Origin of the sequence: Natronoarchaeum sp. GCM10025321 (assembly GCF_042663585.1) — an archaeon.
Lineage (GTDB): Archaea > Halobacteriota > Halobacteria > Halobacteriales > Natronoarchaeaceae > Natranaeroarchaeum.
The window spans coordinates 2,036,829-2,052,403 of the sequence record NZ_JBHTAN010000006.1; the positions used below are offsets into that span (position 1 = coordinate 2,036,829).

Consider the following 15,575-nt stretch of genomic DNA (forward strand, 5'->3'; position numbering starts at 1 on the left):
AAACGGCCAGTATATTCATGTAAGGGTATACCAATCCTTGCCATAGCGAATGGCCCAATCGACGGACCGCCAAACGGACGAGGGCAGGGGTACGAGCCGTCGGGCCCTGCTCGGCGCGCTGGGCGGGGCCGTCGGCCTACCGCTGGGGACCGGAGCCAGCGCCTACGCCGCCGATCGGCGGTTCACTGACGAGGACAGTGACGGGATCCCAGACGACAAAGAGAGGTCGGAGGCGTTCAACGACCGACTCGAAGCGTTGTTCGGAGCGGATCAGTTCGAGAGAGTCGACCCGGCCCGCCCGGATCTCTTGCTCGACGTCCGGTACGTCGAGGGAACATCGATCGACTGGCGGACGAAACAGAGCATCGAGACGCGTTTTCGCGAGCGGGGGATCCACGCCCAGTGGCTTGATTACCCCCGAGAGTACGACAGTGAGCGCTTCGAGGAGCGCTACGGCTGGAACGTCAAATCCGTCCTGTGGGAGCGTGACGGCTTCTATCACGAGGAAGTCGAACCGTTCGTTCGGGACGTGGCGATCCAACTCGTCGTCGTCCCGGGCCACGACGGCGAGGAGTACGCCGGGCTAGTGTACAGCCCCTGGGCGAAGCTACTCGGGAGCGGCGTCGATGGCCACGTCAACGGCTTCAGCGTCGGCAACCGGGCGATCGTCGGGGAGCGCGATGATCGTTGGGAACAGGAACGCCTCGTCTTTCACGAGATCGCTCACCTCGCCCTGTGTCACGACGACGATCCGACCAATACCGGCGTGATGGGGACGAACGATGAGATCGCACTGACCGACGAGGAGTGGGCGAAAATCAAAGCTCATCTCGACGATGTACGGGATACGAGCGGCTACGACATCGCCCTGCGGAAATGTCTCTGGAAAAGGTGTCTGGACGGCGTGACCGGTCGGTTCTCGTGAGCGTCAGCGGCCGGAAGAGACGTCCGTGCTCCCGCACTCCGGACAGCGTGTTAGCGTCCCGATCGAGACCGCATCGAGTCGCTCCCACTCGTCGCTCCCCGCCGGTGCCTCGAACCCACAGTTCCAGCAGTGTGATATCGCCGCTGGCTCCGAGTTCTGGGCCATATGGAACATTTCGAGAGACTCGGTCTTAACTCCGGAGGGTGGGAGGTGAGAAAAGTGTTAACTCGATTTTGAAATCCAGTACATTCATAAACGATACTGATATACGTACACATGATGCCCGAAATCGAAGTGTCCGACTCGCTTTACAGCAAAATCGAGGAAGTGTCCGACAGCAACGAACTAGAGGATACCATGTGGGAGATGGTGTACCTCCTTCAGCGTGGCAACGACCCGACGTGATAGGCTGACTCGAGTACCTCTGATTCTTTCCCGGCCGTTTGCCCCGAGCCATGCGACCGGCAACGGGCAGATTCATTAGGCATCGCCGTCCACCGTACGAGCATGATTCTCCGGGGTGCTCGCGTCGTCGACGGCGGGGGTGACGTCTTCGACGGGCCGATCCAGTTCGATAGAGAGAGCGGACGTACCACCGCCGTCGCCGAGGTATCGAAGGCAAAGGCGGACGAGCAGACGGTCGACCTCGGCGGCTACACGCTGCTGCCCGGTATCGTCGACGCGCACGTCCACTTCTCGCTGTCCGGCGAGGCGAGCGTCGAAGACGTCGTCACGAAGAGCGATTCCGAGTTGCTGTTCACCGAAATCGCCAACGCGCGCCGAACGCTCGAAAGCGGCGTCACCGGCGTGCGTGCGATGGGCGCGCGCGGCCTCGACGTCGAACTCGCCCGGGCCATCGAGCGCGGCGACGTCGTCGGCCCGCGCACGGTCGCCAACTGCGGATCGATCACGATCACCGGCGGCCACGGCCACCATCTCGGTATGGAGGTCGACGGCCCCGAGGCGTGTCGCCGCGCCGTCCGCGAACAGCGCAAGCAGGGCGCGGAGTTTATCAAGTTCATGGCGACCGGCGGCGTCACCACGCCCGGCACGGATCCCAGATCGCTGGCGTTCACCCGCGAGGAGATCCACGCCCTGATCAACGAGGCCCACCGCCGTGACGTCCACGTCGCCACCCACGCCCACGGCGCGGAGGGCATTCAGGCCGCCGCGGAAGCGGGCGTCGACACCGTCGAACACGGTACCTTCCTCGACGACGAGTCGATCCAGGCCATGCTCGACAACGACGTCACACTCGTTCCGACCCTCACCGCACCCCACCGCATCCTCCACAACGGCGACCGCGCGACCGCCGAGACGCACGCCCAGTCGAACGAGGTGTACGAGACGCATCGCGAGTCGTTCCGCCGCGCCGTCGAGGCCGGCGTGAGAGTCGCCGGCGGCACCGACGCGGGCACCCCGTTCAACCACCACGGAACGAACCTGGTCGAGATCCAGTTCATGGCTCGCCACGGCATGACACCGGTCGAGGCGATTACGGCGATGACCGGCACTGCCGCCGAAACAGTCGGTCTCGACGACGCCGGGCGGATCGCGCCCGGCTATCACGCCGACCTGCTCGTGATCGACGGCGACCCGACCGCGGACGTCGCCGCGCTCGACGATATCGAGACGGTCATCAAGGGCGGCGAGGTCGTGACGGGGACGCCGCTGGGCCGCCTCTAACGTCTCGCCGGTAGTTCTGTTATGCTGGCTCCCGTAGTCTCGACTATGTACGACGATATCCTCCTGGCAACCGACGGTAGCGACGACGCCGACGCGGCGGCCGACCACGCCATCGACCACGCCGAGCGCTACGACGCCACCCTGCATCTGGTCTACGTCATCGAGACGCGAACGGCCTACGACAACGCCATCGTCGATCCCGAAACCGTCGCGGGCAACCTCCGGAAAGAAGGTCGGGAAACGCTCGACCGGATCGCAGAGCGCGCTGACTCTGCGGGCGTCGAGACGACGACAGTGATCCTCGAAGGTGTCCCACACGAGGCTATCGAGAACTACGCGGCCGAGCACGATGTCGACCTGATCCTGCTCGGCACGCAGGGCCGGTCGGCGTTCAGACGCGCGCTGCTGGGTAGTACGACCGACGCTGTCGTCCGGTCGCGAGTCGCGCCGGTGCTGGTAGTCGACGAGGAGTCGGGCGAGGACTGAGACTCCGCAACCACTAAACGCCGTTCGCCCCACACTCCGGTAATGAGCGATTGGACCGAAAAATACCGCCCGTCGACGCTGGCGGAGGTCCGGGGGAACGACACGGCCCGCGACGCGCTAAAAGAGTGGGCCGACACGTGGGCCGAGCACCGCAAGGCGGTCATCGTCTACGGCAGTCCGGGGATCGGGAAGACCTCGGCCGCCCACGCGCTGGCGAACGACAAAGACTGGCCGGTGATCGAGTTGAACGCCAGCGACCAGCGACAGGCCGACGTGATCGACAAAGTCGCGGGCGAGGCCGCCCAGTCAGGAACGCTCATGCAGGGTAGTTCCGGTCGGCGACTGATCATCATGGACGAGGCCGACAACTTCCACGGCAACGCCGACTACGGTGGCTCCGCGGCGGTCACCGGCGTCGTCAAGAAGGCCGACCAGCCGATGATCCTGATCGCAAACGAGTTCTACGACATGTCCCAGGGGCTACGAAACGCCTGTCAGGAGATCGAGTTCCGGGACGTCTCGAAGCGCTCTATCGTGCCCGTCCTGCGGGATATCTGCCGCCAGGAGGGCGTCGAGTACGAGGACGAAGCGCTCGAACAGATCGCAACGCAGACCAGCGGCGACCTGCGCTCTGCGATCAACGACCTCCAGGCCGTCGCGGAGCGGGCCGAACGGCTGACTCTCGACGACGTGGTGACGGGCCAGCGAGACACGACCGAGGACATCTTCGACTTCCTCGACGAGGTGATCAAAAAGCTCGATCCGCAGGCCGCACTAGAGGCGTCCTACGACGTCGACGAGACGCCCGACGACATGATCAACTGGATCGAGGACAACATGCCCAAAGACTACGCGGGCCGGGAACTCGCGGACGCATACGGCTACCTCGCCAACGCCGACCGCTGGCTCGGCCGGGTGCGCGCGACGCAGGACTACTCCTACTGGCGCTACGCGGGCGACAACATGACTGCAGGCGTCGCGGCGGCCCGCCAGGAAAAGAAAGGCGGCTGGACGCGCTACGGCCCGCCAAGCTACTGGTCAAAACTCGGCCGGTCGCGTGGCTCCCGGGAAACCCGGGACGCCATTGCACTCCAGATCGCCGAGGAGAGCGGCACCAGCATCGGTACGGCGCGTCGACAGATCCTCCCGTTCCTCGCGGAGATCACGCACCACTGCAAGAACCGCGAACTCACCGTTCGGATGGCCGCAGTGTATGATCTCGACGAGAAGCAGGTCTCCTTTGTCACCGGAAGCGGGAAGACGACCAACAAAGTGCAATCGATCGTCGAGGACGCCGAAGAGCTTCGCGGGCAAGAAGCAGTCGAGCACTCCGGCGGCGCGTTCGAGGGTGCGACGCGGGATCAGGCCGACGAAACGGACGCGGATAGCGAGCAGGACTCGACCGAGGATGATGACACCGCCGCGGACGAGAAGGAGTCGGCCTCAGACGACGGACAGGCGGGATTGACTGACTTCATGTAACCGCCGTCAGGACGCAGGCCAGCCGTGACTCACAGCAGACCGATCTCCCGACCAGCATCGCGGAAGGCGTCGAGGCAAGCGGCCAGATCCGATGCGGAGTGAGTGGCCATCGGCGTCACCAGGAGCCGACTCGATGCGTCCGACCGGCCCGACGGAGCGACGGCCCGAGCGACGACCCCGCGGTCGTACAGCAACTCACACAGGCCAACTGCGTCCGCCGGGTCGTCGAACGGTATCGCGAGGATCTGTGTCGACCCATCTACCTCGTACTCCATCGCTGCTAACTGGTCACGGAGATACTCGGCGTTGCGCCAGAGTCGCTCCTGACGGTCCTCGGTTCGCGCAACGTGGAGCGCTTCGACCGCCGCCGCGGCCGACGGCGGTGCTAGCCCGGCCGAAAACGTGCACGCCTCCCTCCGGTCGATCAGCAACTCGATCAGGACGTCGTCCCCGGCGACGTACCCGCCCTGGCTGGCTAGCGCCGTCGAGAGGCTACCAGTCTGGACGTTGACGCGCTCGGTAAGCCCGTCGCGCTGGACGATTCCGCCGCCGTCCTCGTAGAGACCGACCGCGTGTGTCTCGTCGACCAGTAGCCACGCGCCGTAGCGTTCGGCTAGTTCGCACAGTTCGGCGAGCGGTGCAACCGTGCCGTCCGTCCCGAACACCGATTCGGTAACGAGCAGCCACGACTCGTCGGCGTCCCCATCGGCCCGCGATGCCAACCGGTCGGCCAGGTCGGCGACGTCTAGGTGGTCGTAGTGGACGGTCTCGGCGTCGGCCAGGCAACAGGCGTCGGTGACGGCCGTGTGGTTCTCCGCATCGGAAAAGACGACGTCCGGTTCGAGCGCCGTAATCGTGCCGACGACAGCGGCGTAGCCGGATGGGAACACCAGCGCGCGGTCGGTCCCCGTCGTTTCCGCCAGTCGATGCTCGAGGTCACGGTGGACAAGCGTGTCGCCGGTCGCCGTCCGACTGGCACCCGAACCCGTTCCAACCACCTCAGCGGCGGCAACCGCGGCGTCCTGTATCTCGCTGTCCTGCGTGAGGCCGAGGTAGTTGTCCGAGGCGAACACCAGTCGCTCGTCGCTGTCGACTACGGGGAGCGCGCCGCCTGACGGCGGTGCGAACTGGGCGCGTTTCGCGATTCGGTTTGCGGGCGACAGTCGGCGGTGTGACCGACCATCACCGTCGTTCAGTGTCGAGGCGGGATCGAACCCGTGGCTGTCGAGCGTCCCGTCGACTCGGCGCGGACGCGCACCGTCGTCTCCCGAATCGGCGTCTTCACTCATGGTTCGACACAGTCCCGTCGCCGCCGTTGTGCGGCGGAGTCGTCTACTTTCACAGTTCTCATCGCTTCTAACTCCCCATCTACTCAGTCGGCGCTCTGCAACTGACTTGGAACTGCGACCGGAGGAGTATAGCTTTTCTCACTTCGAACGGCGAGAGAGAGCGTTCTCGTCGGTGACGAGATGGCGATGGCTCTCGAATCTGCGCGACTCGCAAAGAGTCACTCCGACGGAATCCGCGGATACCTGAATCCTCTCAGTCGTCGGTCGCCCCTTCCGCGGTCTCCCTCCCAGCGTCCGGGCCGGCGTTCGAGCGCCGTTTCACCTCGTCCGGGTCGAACTCGTTCGCGTCCATATTCGGCCGTAGCCCGGCACGCTCCATCGCCTCGATATCATCGCCCGGCGACTGCCCGCTCGTGGTGAGGTAGTCGCCGGTGAGGATACCGTCCGCGCCAGCCTCGAAGGGAAGATGCTGCTCGTCGGGCGCAAGGTTGACCTCCCGACCGCCGGTGAGTCGGACTCGCGCCTCGGGATGGAGAAGTCGGTAGACCGCGACAGTTTTGACGATTTCGGCGGTCGTGATGTCGGCGGTGCCGCCGAGGCGCTCGGCCATCGGCGTCCCGGCGACGGGATTCAGAACGTTCACCGGGAGCGAGGAGATGCCGACCTCCTGGAGCGCGATGGCCGCGTCAACCCGATCCGCCGGCGACTCGCCCATTCCCAGGATGACGCCAGCGCAGAGATCCATCCCTGCCTCCTTGGCGACTTCGAGCGTCTCGACTCGGTCCTCGAAAGTGTGGCTATCGACGACCTCCGGGAAGTAGTTCGGCGAGGTCTCGATATTGTGGTTGTAGTGGTTGAGCCCTTCCTCGGCCAGTATCTCCGCTTCCTCGTCGGTGAGAATGCCGAGGCTCGCGTCCACCTCGACGCTCGTCTCGTCGCGGACGAGCCTGATCGCTTCGAGCACCTCTGCCCACTCGTCGGGCCGGTGTTCCTTGCTGACCCCCTTCTCGGCGACGACGATGCCGAACCGCTGTGCGCCGTCACGCTCGGCCCGCTTCGCGGCCTCCAGTATCTTCTCGGGCCCGAGGAAGCCGTAGGTGTCGATACCGGTATCGAAGTGAACGGACTGCGCACAGAAGCCACAGTCCTCCGCACAGTCGCCCGCCTTCGCGTTGACGATGCTACACGCGTCCACAGTGTCGTCGCCCAGCTGGGAACGGACGTAGTCCGCGCCCGGTGCGAGGTCGTCGACAGGCTGGGCGATCAGTGCCAGGCCGTCAGTCCGATCAAGCCGCTCACCGTCGAGTACGCGCCGAACCGCGTCGTCGACTGTCCGGTTTCCCGTCTCGTAAACCATACTAAATAGACAAGTTTACAGGATGTTAAACTGTTCGATGGCCGATGAAACCCCGATCAGTGAGCGCCTTGGGGGTTCGATATTACGTGTACAGAGCGTCTCACCGGACATAGCCCTGTAGCAGTATACTACCCACTAGCCTACGTTTTATCGTAGTAAGGTATTCTTACAATGGGTCACTGACCCACCATCGGCTCTCTACCCGGAAGACTGCGTGACGACTGTCCTGCGAGACGCGACTGCCACGCGAGCGGCTACTCGGCCCACGGTCCGAACGACTATACGCTGTGCTTACGTACGCCGGTGCAGCAAGTGACGCCCGTGAATGCGCCAGAGACTGACGTCGCGACTGACCGACGACGCGGGCCGGAGCCACTCAGCGTGGCCAGCAGTGGCTCCGGCGGGTACGACCCTCGTCGAGATGTCACCCTCATTGCCATCGCCGTGCTCGTATTCGGGACGCTCGCAGTGGGCGTGCTCGGGTTCGGCGCGACCCCGGTACTCGACGACGACGACGGCGACGGAACGCTGTTCCCGTTTCAGGACTGGGGCGAGGACGGACCCGAGGAAGTTCGACTCGACGTCCAACCGAACCGTACCGAACTGAAACCGGGCGAAACCGTCGAGGTTGCCGTCAGCTACGAGAACGGGACGGCAGTAACGGATGCACGGCTGAGAGCGGACGGTGAGAACTATCGGTTAGACGAGAACGGCCGCGCCGCCATCACCTTCGAGCGTGGCGGCGAGTTCACCGTCCGGGCCGACAAGGAGAACACGGAACTAACCAGATACGTGGCCGACGGAACCATCGTCTCCGTCACTCGATTCGACGTCCCGCTGGCAGTCGAGGCCGACGCCGAGCGGAGTACCGCCGGCGAGGATGTGACGTTCAGGTTACGCCGTGCAGACGCCGGGGAGGCCGTCGCAGGCAGTCTCAGCGTCGACGGCGAGACCTACGAGACGAACGAAGTCGGCAGTGTCACCGTGCCGTTCGAGCGCGCCGGAACGTTCGAGGCGACCGCGTCGAAGTCGTCGACCGATACCGAAGCCTTCGCCGAGGCGACGACGGCCGTCACGGTCGAGCGGCGATCGGTCGCGCTCTCGCTCTCCCGGGACAACGCGGCCCCGAAGCCCGGCGAATCGGTGAGCCTCACGGTGCGTCGTGGCGACACCCAGGAACCGATCAACGCGACCGTCGAGACCGATGGTGAGCAACGACTGGCAAGCGACGGGAAGTTCACCGTCAGCGCCGACCGCGCGACACGGCTGGAGCTATCGGTCGCGGCCCCAGATACCGACAGCGAGACGTTTGAGACGGTGACGACTACGATCCGATTCGAGCGATACGAGGCACCGCTGGCGCTCGATGCGGATGTGACAACCGTCGAGCGTGGCGAGACGGTGGAGTTCACAGCACGGCGGACGGATACCGACGAACCGGTACCAGCAACGCTCACTGCGGGCAATCGCACCGAGTGGCTCGACTGGCAGGGCACTGGGTCAGTGCGGTTCGACGAGGCCGGGACGGTACCAGTGACCGTCACGCGCGCCAACACGACGACACACACCTTCCCGTCCGACGAGCGGACAGTCACCGTGCTGGACACCGAGTACGAGATTCTCGGGTTCGAGGCACCCGAGACGGTCGACCGCGCTGACAACGTGACGGCGGAGTTCACCGTCCGCAATACGGGTGCGGATCCCGGAACGGCCGAACTGGTCTACGAGTTCGACGGCGACGAGCAGGCTACCCGCGCTGTCGCGCTCGATCCGGGCGGCCAGGAGACGCTCTCACTCTCGGTTCCGACTGCCGTCGAACCGGGCGAGTACGAACACGCCGTCTCGACGCGTGACGACACCGAAACCACGATAATCGCCATCGAGGACGCGAGCGATCGAGAATGAGCGATCGGTCTCGTTCACCCCATTCAGCTGTCGTTTCGTGATATATAACCTAAACGGCTATAATCCCAAATTACTGGCTAAAATCTGTTTTTAAAATGTTTAACGATCTCTAGTATCGTTATAAAACATAATACGAAGTGTTTGATGCGTTGAAACGGATCGAAAACAAAGAAACGCTCAGCGGCCTATAAGAGATGGTAGCCTGATGGCTTAGATACGGCTGGAAAACTCATGTCAAGTCCCTCCATTCACAACGAAACTGGATCGATCGCTGGTGAGTCTACCGACGGAAGTCTCCGCAAGTGGTTCGCGGACCGGGTCGTCAATCAGATCTACGCCGCTGGCTTCTGGAGCGCCGTTGTGCTCCCATTCCTTCACGTCCCGATGCTGGCGACGGGACTCGAGACCACCGGCGAAGTGTACACGTTCCTCGCACTGCTGGCGCTGAACGCCGTCGCGTTGCTGGTCGGCTATCCACACAAGCAGTAGCCCTCCCTCAGTTGCTGTCCTTCCCCCCGCTTTTTTCCCGCAGAAATCGCTATCCGCCCGTGGACTTAAGTTAGCCTGTGCCCTGACGCTAAATATGGCCGCGCATGGCCGGCCGGCACTGCGAGATTTGTTCGACGAGTCACCGACTCCGCATATTGCTCATCCGCCTCGAACCCACCACCGAGATTTCTACGTGGCAACGGACGGCTCCTACAGGGAGGAGAGCGGCGGCCTCGGTGCAGTGATCGAGACACGGGAGGGGACCCGGGTAGCGAGACTCTCGTTGCCCCATACCGTCCCGGACAACAACGTCGCGGAGTATCGGGCGTTACATCTGGGGCTGGACGTACTGGCCGCTCGCTCACCCCCGAACGCCCGCATCGGCGTCCTCGTCGATCACAACGAACTGGCCGGCAACGTCAACAACGCGATTCTCGCCGGACAGCACCCCGACGGTGAACCTCCGCATCCACTCTCACCACCGTCGAACACGTCGAACCACTGGCGCGGTATCCGTGCCCGCCTGTCCGGCTTCGAAGAGGTGCGTGCCGCACGCATCCGCAGCGAAGACAACCCGGCGCATCCGCTCGCAAACGCGCCACACCAGTATGCACACGTTAATCGGGAGCCGGACCGCTGCGTGATCCCCGGCAGCACCGAATCGACCACGAGCGAGTTCCCCCCGCCGTCGCGGGCCGACCGGCACGCGAGCGACTAGCGAGGCTCTCCCCTCGGGTCAAAACTCCCGGGCAAAAAGCCGCCTCACTGGGTGATGCCCGCTCCGGCAGTGAATCCCCTCGCAACGCTCGGCGTCTGGGTGGTTCTACCACCCCACCCGACTCGCGCTACTCTTCCTCTTGTGCATCCACGACTGCCACGCCGGCCAGGTTCACGATGTCTTTCACCTCGTCGTCCCGCTGGAGGACGTGGACCGGCTTGTCCATCCCGACGAGCATCGGGCCGATGGCTTCCGCGCCGCCGAGGCGTTGAAGCAGTTTGTAGCTGATGTTGCCCGCTTCGAGGTTCGGGAAGACGAGTATATTCGCCGGTTCCTCCAGCGCCGAGAACTCGTAGGTGCCGTGGAGCATGTCCTCGACGACGGCCGTGTCGGCCTGCATCTCGCCATCGACTGGGAAGTCGATTGCGGGGTCTTCACGGAGCCGTTGTGCGGCCTCCCGCGGCTTTCTGGTCCCCTCGTTGTCGACGCTCCCGAAGTTCGAGTACGACAGCAGGGCGGCGCGAGGTTCGATGTTGAAGCTCCGGGCTAGCTCCGCGGTGTGCTCGGTCACTTCGGCTAGCACGTCTTCGTCGGGGTTCTGGTTCACTGTCGCGTCGGCGATAAACACGACGCGGTTCTTGAACGTCAGCATGTAGACGCCAGCGGCATACTCCGCGTCATCGGCAGTGCCGACGATCTGCAGGGGTGGACGGAGCGCGGAGGGGTAGTGATGGGTCAGCCCCGAGAGCATCGCGTCGGCGTCGTCCATCTCGACCATCACCGAGGCGAAGTAGTTGCTGTCCCGGATCATTTCCTCGGCTTCGCTCCTGGTGATACCTTTGCGCTGTCGGAGTTCGTAGAGGCGGTCGACGTACTTCTCGTAATCGTCGCTTTCGGGGTCGACGATTTCGGGATCGAAACTCAGCCCCAGTTCGCTTGCCGTCTGCTCGATGGAGTCGCGATTGCCGATCAGCACTGGCTCCGCTATCTCCTGTTCCTGCAACTGATAGGCCGCGCGGATGATCTTCTCGTCGCCGCCCTCCGCGAGGGCGACGCGTTTCGGATCGCTCTTCGCCTTGTTGAGTACCACCCGCATCATCTCGCGGGACTTGCCGAGTCGCGCTTCCAGTTGTTCGACGTACTCGGAGACGCCGATTTCGGTGCGCGCCGCACCGCTGTCCATCGCCGCCTGCGCGACCGCCGGCGCGACCTCGAACAGCACGCGGGGATCGAGTGGTTTCGGGATGATGTAGTCCGGGCCGAACTGGATCGGTTCGTCGCCGTAGGCCTTGACGACCGCGTCGGGGACGTCCTGACGCGCCAGGTCGGCGAGCGCTTCCGAGGCCGCGACCTTCATTTCCTCGTTGATCTCGCTCGCGCGGACGTCGAGCGCGCCGCGGAACAGGAACGGGAAGCCGAGCACGTTGTTGACCTGATTGGGATAGTCAGAGCGACCCGTCGCCATGATGACCGAGTCGTCGCGAGCGGCTTTGGCGTCCTCGTAGGTGATCTCCGGATCGGGGTTGGCCATCGCGAAGATGATCGGGTCGGACGCCATCGAGCGGACCATCTCCTGGCTGACGATCCCACCGACAGATAGCCCGACGAACACGTCGGCTCCCGCTATCGCGTCGGCGAGACTGCCTTCCGGTACGTCCCGCGCGAACTCGGCTTTGTACTCGTTGACATCGCCGGCTTCGACGCGGGTTTCGGTGATGATACCGCTGGAGTCACACATCAGAATGTTCTCGCGATCGACGCCGAGCGAGACGTAGAACCGGGCAGTCGAAATCGCGCTTGCACCCGCACCGGAGAAGACGATCTTCAGTTCCTCGGGATCCTTGTTCGCGACGCGGCAGGCGTTCAGCAGTGCCGCTCCGCTGATGATCGCCGTCCCGTGCTGATCGTCGTGGAAGACGGGAACGTCCATCCGCTCGCTCAACTGTCGCTCGATCTCGAAGCAGTCCGGTGCCGCGATATCTTCGAGGTTGATCCCCCCGAACGTCGGTTCCATCGCGGCGACCGACTCGACGACCTGCTCTGGCTCCGAGTGATCGAGTTCGATGTCGAACACGTCGATATCGGCGAAGCGTTTGAACAGCACGCCTTTCCCTTCCATCACGGGTTTCGAGGCTGCAGAGCCGATATCGCCCAACCCCAGCACGGCCGATCCGTTCGAGACGACGCCGACCAGATTCCCTTTCGCGGTGTACTTGTAGGCGTCTTCGACGTCGTCCCGGATCTTCCGACATGGAGCGGCCACACCGGGCGAGTAGGCGAGGCTCAGATCCCGTTGCGTGTTCGTCGGCTTCGTCGTCGAAATCTCGATTTTCCCGGGCGGTTCCTCTTCGTGATACTCTAACGAATCCTCGTCCATTCCCATGTTATAGATACACATATCACCGACGGTAAAAAGTTGATCGAAGCTACGGATCGACAACTGTCGAAAAACGCAGTAAGTCGCGGCGTCTGCGTCGAATATGACGTAATTATTCTTCGTCTGTGAACAATATCTCGTGGCGTTCGATCGAGACATCGTGGCCGCGAGCCTCCACGTCAGTTGTCGGCCAGCGACCCGTCGTCGTCAGCACCTCGAAGTCGTCTTCGGTGACGAGGACGGTGTCCTCGCTCTTTGCACCCTGGACGGTCGGGTTCCAGGCGTACGCCGTCGGCGTGTGGACTGGCGCGTCGTGACCAGGCGTCGCGATCCATTCTCGCCCCGCGAAACCGGCCGCACCGCCCTGATGATGCTCTCGCCACTCGCCCTCGTGGCCAAGCGCGGCGTAGGCGTCCTGGATCTCGGCGAACACGTCACCTGCGCTGGCCGCCGAATCGGCGGCTCCCTGCGTCGCCGCGAGCGCGCTCGCCTCGACCGTCATCGCGGCGTCGTGGCGCTCTTCGAGCCATTCGGGCGCATCGAACGCGACCGTCCGGGTACACGAAGCATGCAGGCCGGCCATCTCGGCAGTGACCGACACCAGCGCGTACTCGCCCAGTTCCACGGGCTGGGGGGGTGTAGTGGCGGTACTCCTGTGCCCGCTCGCTTCCGCCCACCAGCACGACCGGTGCTTCGATCCCTCGGGCCGAGAGCGCGACACGGAGCGCCGCGGCGGCTTCCTGTTCCGTGTCGCCCGCTTCGAGTTCCCGGGCCACTGCTTCCACCGCCTCGGCCGTCTGCCGGCCGAGCGACCGGTAGGCGTCGATATCGCTCTCGCTCAGCGGTTGGCGGAGCGCTCCGGCGTCGACCGAAGCAAAGCCCGGCACCTCGAAGTCGGCCGCCGCGGGCCCCCTCGGCTTCCGCCTCGACGGCCTCGGCCAGCGACTCGGCGTGCCACTCGAACTCGACGACATCGACGTCCTCGCCCACTTCCTCGTCGCGGAGCCGTCCCGCTTCGATGTCGTTCGTGACGACGACGACCCCATCGCCATCGTATCCAGCCGCGGCGACGCCGATATCACCCTCCCTGTCGACGACGTTGTTCCCGCCCGTGAGCCACGCAAAAGAGTTCGGCCGGGCGAACCAGACGGAGTGCAGGTCGTTCGCTTCGAGATACGCATCGAGACGTTGCTGGCGCATATGGCACACGTCTGCAGGAAGGGTATTAGAAACGTCGAAGCGAGTCGCTGCCGCCCCGCTTTGGTCAGGTCTAAGTAGGCGAAAGCCTGAGTTCAGGCAACGATGGCACCGGGTAGATCCGACCCCGACGACGGTGGATGGTTTTCCTTCCCACGCCTGATGGCAGTGGCGACAGGGCTAACATTCTCGCTCATCCTGATCGGCATCTACACGGCGGTATCGGGTGCCGGTCTGACCTGCCAGGGGCGCTGGCCGCTCTGTGACGGCTGGCTTGGCCTGTTCCCCGCGAACTGGCCGAGTTTTATCGAGTGGTTCCACCGGCTGATCGCGATGCCGACCGGCTTCATGCTACTCGGTCTGACCGTCGCCGCCTGGCGCGGTGACCAGCCACGCCGGGTTCGGTACGCGATGACCGCCGCGCTGGCAATCCTTCCCACCCAGATCATCCTCGGCGGACTCACCGTTACCCAGTACGAGGTCGTGATCCTCACCGCACACTTTGCCACCGCGATGCTCATCTTCACGCTCGTCGTCGCGGCGACGGCGTGGGTGCTCGAAGACCGGTTCGATCGGCCACACAGAGCGGCGGCGTTCTCTATCGCCGGTCTCGCCCCACTGTTCGCCGTCGCGACGCCGTTCGTGATCAGTCTCGGTTCGTTACGACTGCATATGCTCTACTACGGAATCGGACTGCTCGCGTACGGCACGCTGATCGCGCTCGGGATCTGGGTGTCCGAGCGGACCGGCTTCGGGGCCGACACGCGCCGGATCTCCTTTGCGGCGTGGGGGGCCGCGGCGGCGCTCGGCCTGACGATGCTGCAGTTGCGATTACCGGTGAGTCCCGCCGATCTACCACAGATCTCCGGGAGTGCGGCTCTCGTCGCCGCCCTCTCCGTGCTGGCCGCGTGGTGGGCCCTCCAGGACGGAGATGCCGGTCCGACCGGCCGATCCGACCTGTTGGGACGAAGCTAAGTACGGCCCGCCGTTATCCCGGACTGCTTCGCATGTACGACGCGGTGCTCTTCGACAACGACGGTGTATTGACGTGGCTGACCTCTCTCGACGTCTTTTCGCGCGCTATCGAGACGACGTTTGCGGAGTTCGGCGTCACCGACCCCGACCCCCAGCACGTCGAAGCGCTGTACGGCATCACTCCGGACGAACTCCAGCGGATCTGCGAGCGCTATGGGGTCGACCCCGCACCGTTCTGGCGGCGGCGGGACCGAAACGCTGCCCTCGCCCAGCACGCCGAAATCCGGGCCGGGCGCAAGCCGCTGTACGACGACGTCGAGATCCTCGACGAACTCGATCAGGAACTCGGCATCGTCAGCAACAATCAGGCCGACACCGTCTCCTACATCGTCGACTACTACGACCTTCCGGGCAGTGACATCTGTTACGGGCGTCAGCCGACGCTCGACGGCATCCGTCGGAAGAAACCGGACCCGTACTATCTCCAGCAGGCTCTTTCCGCCATCGGCACTGAGGACGCCCTCTACGTCGGGGACAGTGGTTCGGACGTCGTTGCGGCCCGACAGGCAGGAGTCGATTCGGCGTTCGTCCGACGCTCACACCGACAGGACCTAGAGCTACCGGAACAGCCGACGTACGAAGTCGAGGACCTCTACGGCGTGCGAGATATCGTCGACTCCACAGACTGA

14 protein-coding genes and 1 pseudogene are annotated in these 15,575 nt (G+C 64.1%); 10 read left to right on the plus strand and 5 right to left on the minus strand.

The features are described from left to right. The first annotated feature begins 49 nt into the window (after nt 1–49). Nucleotides 50–925 (plus strand): hypothetical protein, encoded by an 876-nt coding sequence (locus tag ACFQL3_RS13240; RefSeq protein WP_377055045.1) that lies wholly within the window; start codon nt 50–52, stop codon nt 923–925. A 3-nt stretch (nt 926–928) separates the two neighbouring features. Here the strand turns inward: ACFQL3_RS13240 and ACFQL3_RS13245 are convergent, their stop codons facing one another. Beyond that, entirely contained in the window at nt 929–1,090 is a 162-nt protein-coding gene (locus ACFQL3_RS13245) for a hypothetical protein (RefSeq protein ID WP_377055047.1), read from the minus strand. A gap of 114 nt (nt 1,091–1,204) precedes the next feature. On the opposite strand from ACFQL3_RS13245, the gene ACFQL3_RS13250 reads away from it, so the two are divergent. From ACFQL3_RS13250 to ACFQL3_RS13265, 4 genes are all read left to right on the plus strand, one after another. Beyond that, the gene (locus ACFQL3_RS13250) at nt 1,205–1,330 is read left to right on the plus strand and encodes a phosphohydrolase (RefSeq protein WP_377055049.1); all 126 of its coding nucleotides are present in this window, start codon (nt 1,205–1,207) and stop codon (nt 1,328–1,330) included. Nucleotides 1,331–1,432: 102 nt separating this feature from the next. Continuing rightward, complete coding sequence (locus tag ACFQL3_RS13255) at nt 1,433–2,611, plus strand: metal-dependent hydrolase family protein (RefSeq protein WP_377055051.1); 1,179 nt, start codon at nt 1,433–1,435, stop codon at nt 2,609–2,611. Between the two features lie 45 nt (nt 2,612–2,656). Further along, nucleotides 2,657–3,097, plus strand: a complete 441-nt coding sequence (locus ACFQL3_RS13260) for a universal stress protein (protein ID WP_377055053.1) — start codon at nt 2,657–2,659, stop codon at nt 3,095–3,097. 42 nt (nt 3,098–3,139) lie between these two features. Then, nucleotides 3,140–4,579 carry a replication factor C large subunit gene (locus ACFQL3_RS13265; protein WP_377055055.1) on the plus strand — a complete coding sequence of 480 codons (1,440 nt, stop codon included), beginning with the start codon at nt 3,140–3,142 and terminating at the stop codon, nt 4,577–4,579. A gap of 29 nt (nt 4,580–4,608) precedes the next feature. On the opposite strand, the gene ACFQL3_RS13270 is transcribed toward ACFQL3_RS13265, so the two are convergent. Continuing rightward, nucleotides 4,609–5,868: an aminotransferase class I/II-fold pyridoxal phosphate-dependent enzyme gene (locus tag ACFQL3_RS13270; protein WP_377055057.1), complete on the minus strand. Its 1,260-nt coding sequence runs from the start codon at nt 5,866–5,868 to the stop codon at nt 4,609–4,611. Nucleotides 5,869–6,121: 253 nt separating this feature from the next. Further along, entirely contained in the window at nt 6,122–7,225 is a 1,104-nt protein-coding gene (bioB, locus tag ACFQL3_RS13275; protein WP_377055059.1) for a biotin synthase BioB, read from the minus strand. Between the two features lie 321 nt (nt 7,226–7,546). Here bioB and ACFQL3_RS13280 point away from each other — a divergent pair, with 321 nt between their 5' ends. From ACFQL3_RS13280 to ACFQL3_RS13290, 3 genes are all read left to right on the plus strand, one after another. Continuing rightward, a complete protein-coding gene (locus ACFQL3_RS13280) occupies nt 7,547–9,130 on the plus strand; it encodes a hypothetical protein (protein WP_377055061.1) in 1,584 nt (527 codons plus the stop codon). 231 nt (nt 9,131–9,361) lie between these two features. Beyond that, nucleotides 9,362–9,619, plus strand: coding sequence for a hypothetical protein (locus ACFQL3_RS13285; protein WP_377055063.1), 258 nt, complete (start codon nt 9,362–9,364; stop codon nt 9,617–9,619). A 94-nt stretch (nt 9,620–9,713) separates the two neighbouring features. Then, a complete protein-coding gene (locus tag ACFQL3_RS13290) occupies nt 9,714–10,337 on the plus strand; it encodes a ribonuclease H (protein WP_377055065.1) in 624 nt (207 codons plus the stop codon). Between the two features lie 127 nt (nt 10,338–10,464). Here ACFQL3_RS13290 and ACFQL3_RS13295 read toward each other — a convergent pair whose 3' ends face one another. Together ACFQL3_RS13295 and ACFQL3_RS13300 are read right to left on the minus strand one after the other, a co-directional pair. Continuing rightward, on the minus strand, nt 10,465–12,720 hold the full coding sequence (locus tag ACFQL3_RS13295; protein WP_377055067.1) for an NADP-dependent malic enzyme: 2,256 nt from the start codon (nt 12,718–12,720) through the stop codon (nt 10,465–10,467). Nucleotides 12,721–12,826: 106 nt separating this feature from the next. After that, a pseudogene (locus tag ACFQL3_RS13300) lies at nt 12,827–13,914 on the minus strand (M24 family metallopeptidase). Nucleotides 13,915–14,016: 102 nt separating this feature from the next. Between ACFQL3_RS13300 and ACFQL3_RS13305 the strand changes: the two are divergent. Together ACFQL3_RS13305 and ACFQL3_RS13310 are read left to right on the plus strand one after the other, a co-directional pair. Beyond that, the gene (locus ACFQL3_RS13305) at nt 14,017–14,886 is read left to right on the plus strand and encodes a COX15/CtaA family protein (RefSeq protein WP_377055069.1); all 870 of its coding nucleotides are present in this window, start codon (nt 14,017–14,019) and stop codon (nt 14,884–14,886) included. Between the two features lie 32 nt (nt 14,887–14,918). Beyond that, a complete protein-coding gene (locus tag ACFQL3_RS13310; protein ID WP_377055071.1) occupies nt 14,919–15,575 on the plus strand; it encodes an HAD family hydrolase in 657 nt (218 codons plus the stop codon).

Bases quoted from the DNA above. Each gene is read 5' to 3' on its own strand.
- ACFQL3_RS13240 (WP_377055045.1), top strand. From the start codon at position 50: ATGGCCCAATCGACGGACCGCCAAACGGACGAGGGCAGGGGTACGAGC.
- ACFQL3_RS13245 (WP_377055047.1), bottom strand. From the start codon at position 1,090: ATGGCCCAGAACTCGGAGCCAGCGGCGATATCACACTGCTGGAACTGT.
- ACFQL3_RS13250 (WP_377055049.1), top strand. From the start codon at position 1,205: ATGCCCGAAATCGAAGTGTCCGACTCGCTTTACAGCAAAATCGAGGAA.
- ACFQL3_RS13255 (WP_377055051.1), top strand. From the start codon at position 1,433: ATGATTCTCCGGGGTGCTCGCGTCGTCGACGGCGGGGGTGACGTCTTC.
- ACFQL3_RS13260 (WP_377055053.1), top strand. From the start codon at position 2,657: ATGTACGACGATATCCTCCTGGCAACCGACGGTAGCGACGACGCCGAC.
- ACFQL3_RS13265 (WP_377055055.1), top strand. From the start codon at position 3,140: ATGAGCGATTGGACCGAAAAATACCGCCCGTCGACGCTGGCGGAGGTC.
- ACFQL3_RS13270 (WP_377055057.1), bottom strand. From the start codon at position 5,868: ATGAGTGAAGACGCCGATTCGGGAGACGACGGTGCGCGTCCGCGCCGA.
- bioB (WP_377055059.1), bottom strand. From the start codon at position 7,225: ATGGTTTACGAGACGGGAAACCGGACAGTCGACGACGCGGTTCGGCGC.
- ACFQL3_RS13285 (WP_377055063.1), top strand. From the start codon at position 9,362: ATGTCAAGTCCCTCCATTCACAACGAAACTGGATCGATCGCTGGTGAG.
- ACFQL3_RS13290 (WP_377055065.1), top strand. From the start codon at position 9,714: ATGGCCGCGCATGGCCGGCCGGCACTGCGAGATTTGTTCGACGAGTCA.
- ACFQL3_RS13295 (WP_377055067.1), bottom strand. From the start codon at position 12,720: ATGGGAATGGACGAGGATTCGTTAGAGTATCACGAAGAGGAACCGCCC.
- ACFQL3_RS13305 (WP_377055069.1), top strand. From the start codon at position 14,017: ATGGCACCGGGTAGATCCGACCCCGACGACGGTGGATGGTTTTCCTTC.
- ACFQL3_RS13310 (WP_377055071.1), top strand. From the start codon at position 14,919: ATGTACGACGCGGTGCTCTTCGACAACGACGGTGTATTGACGTGGCTG.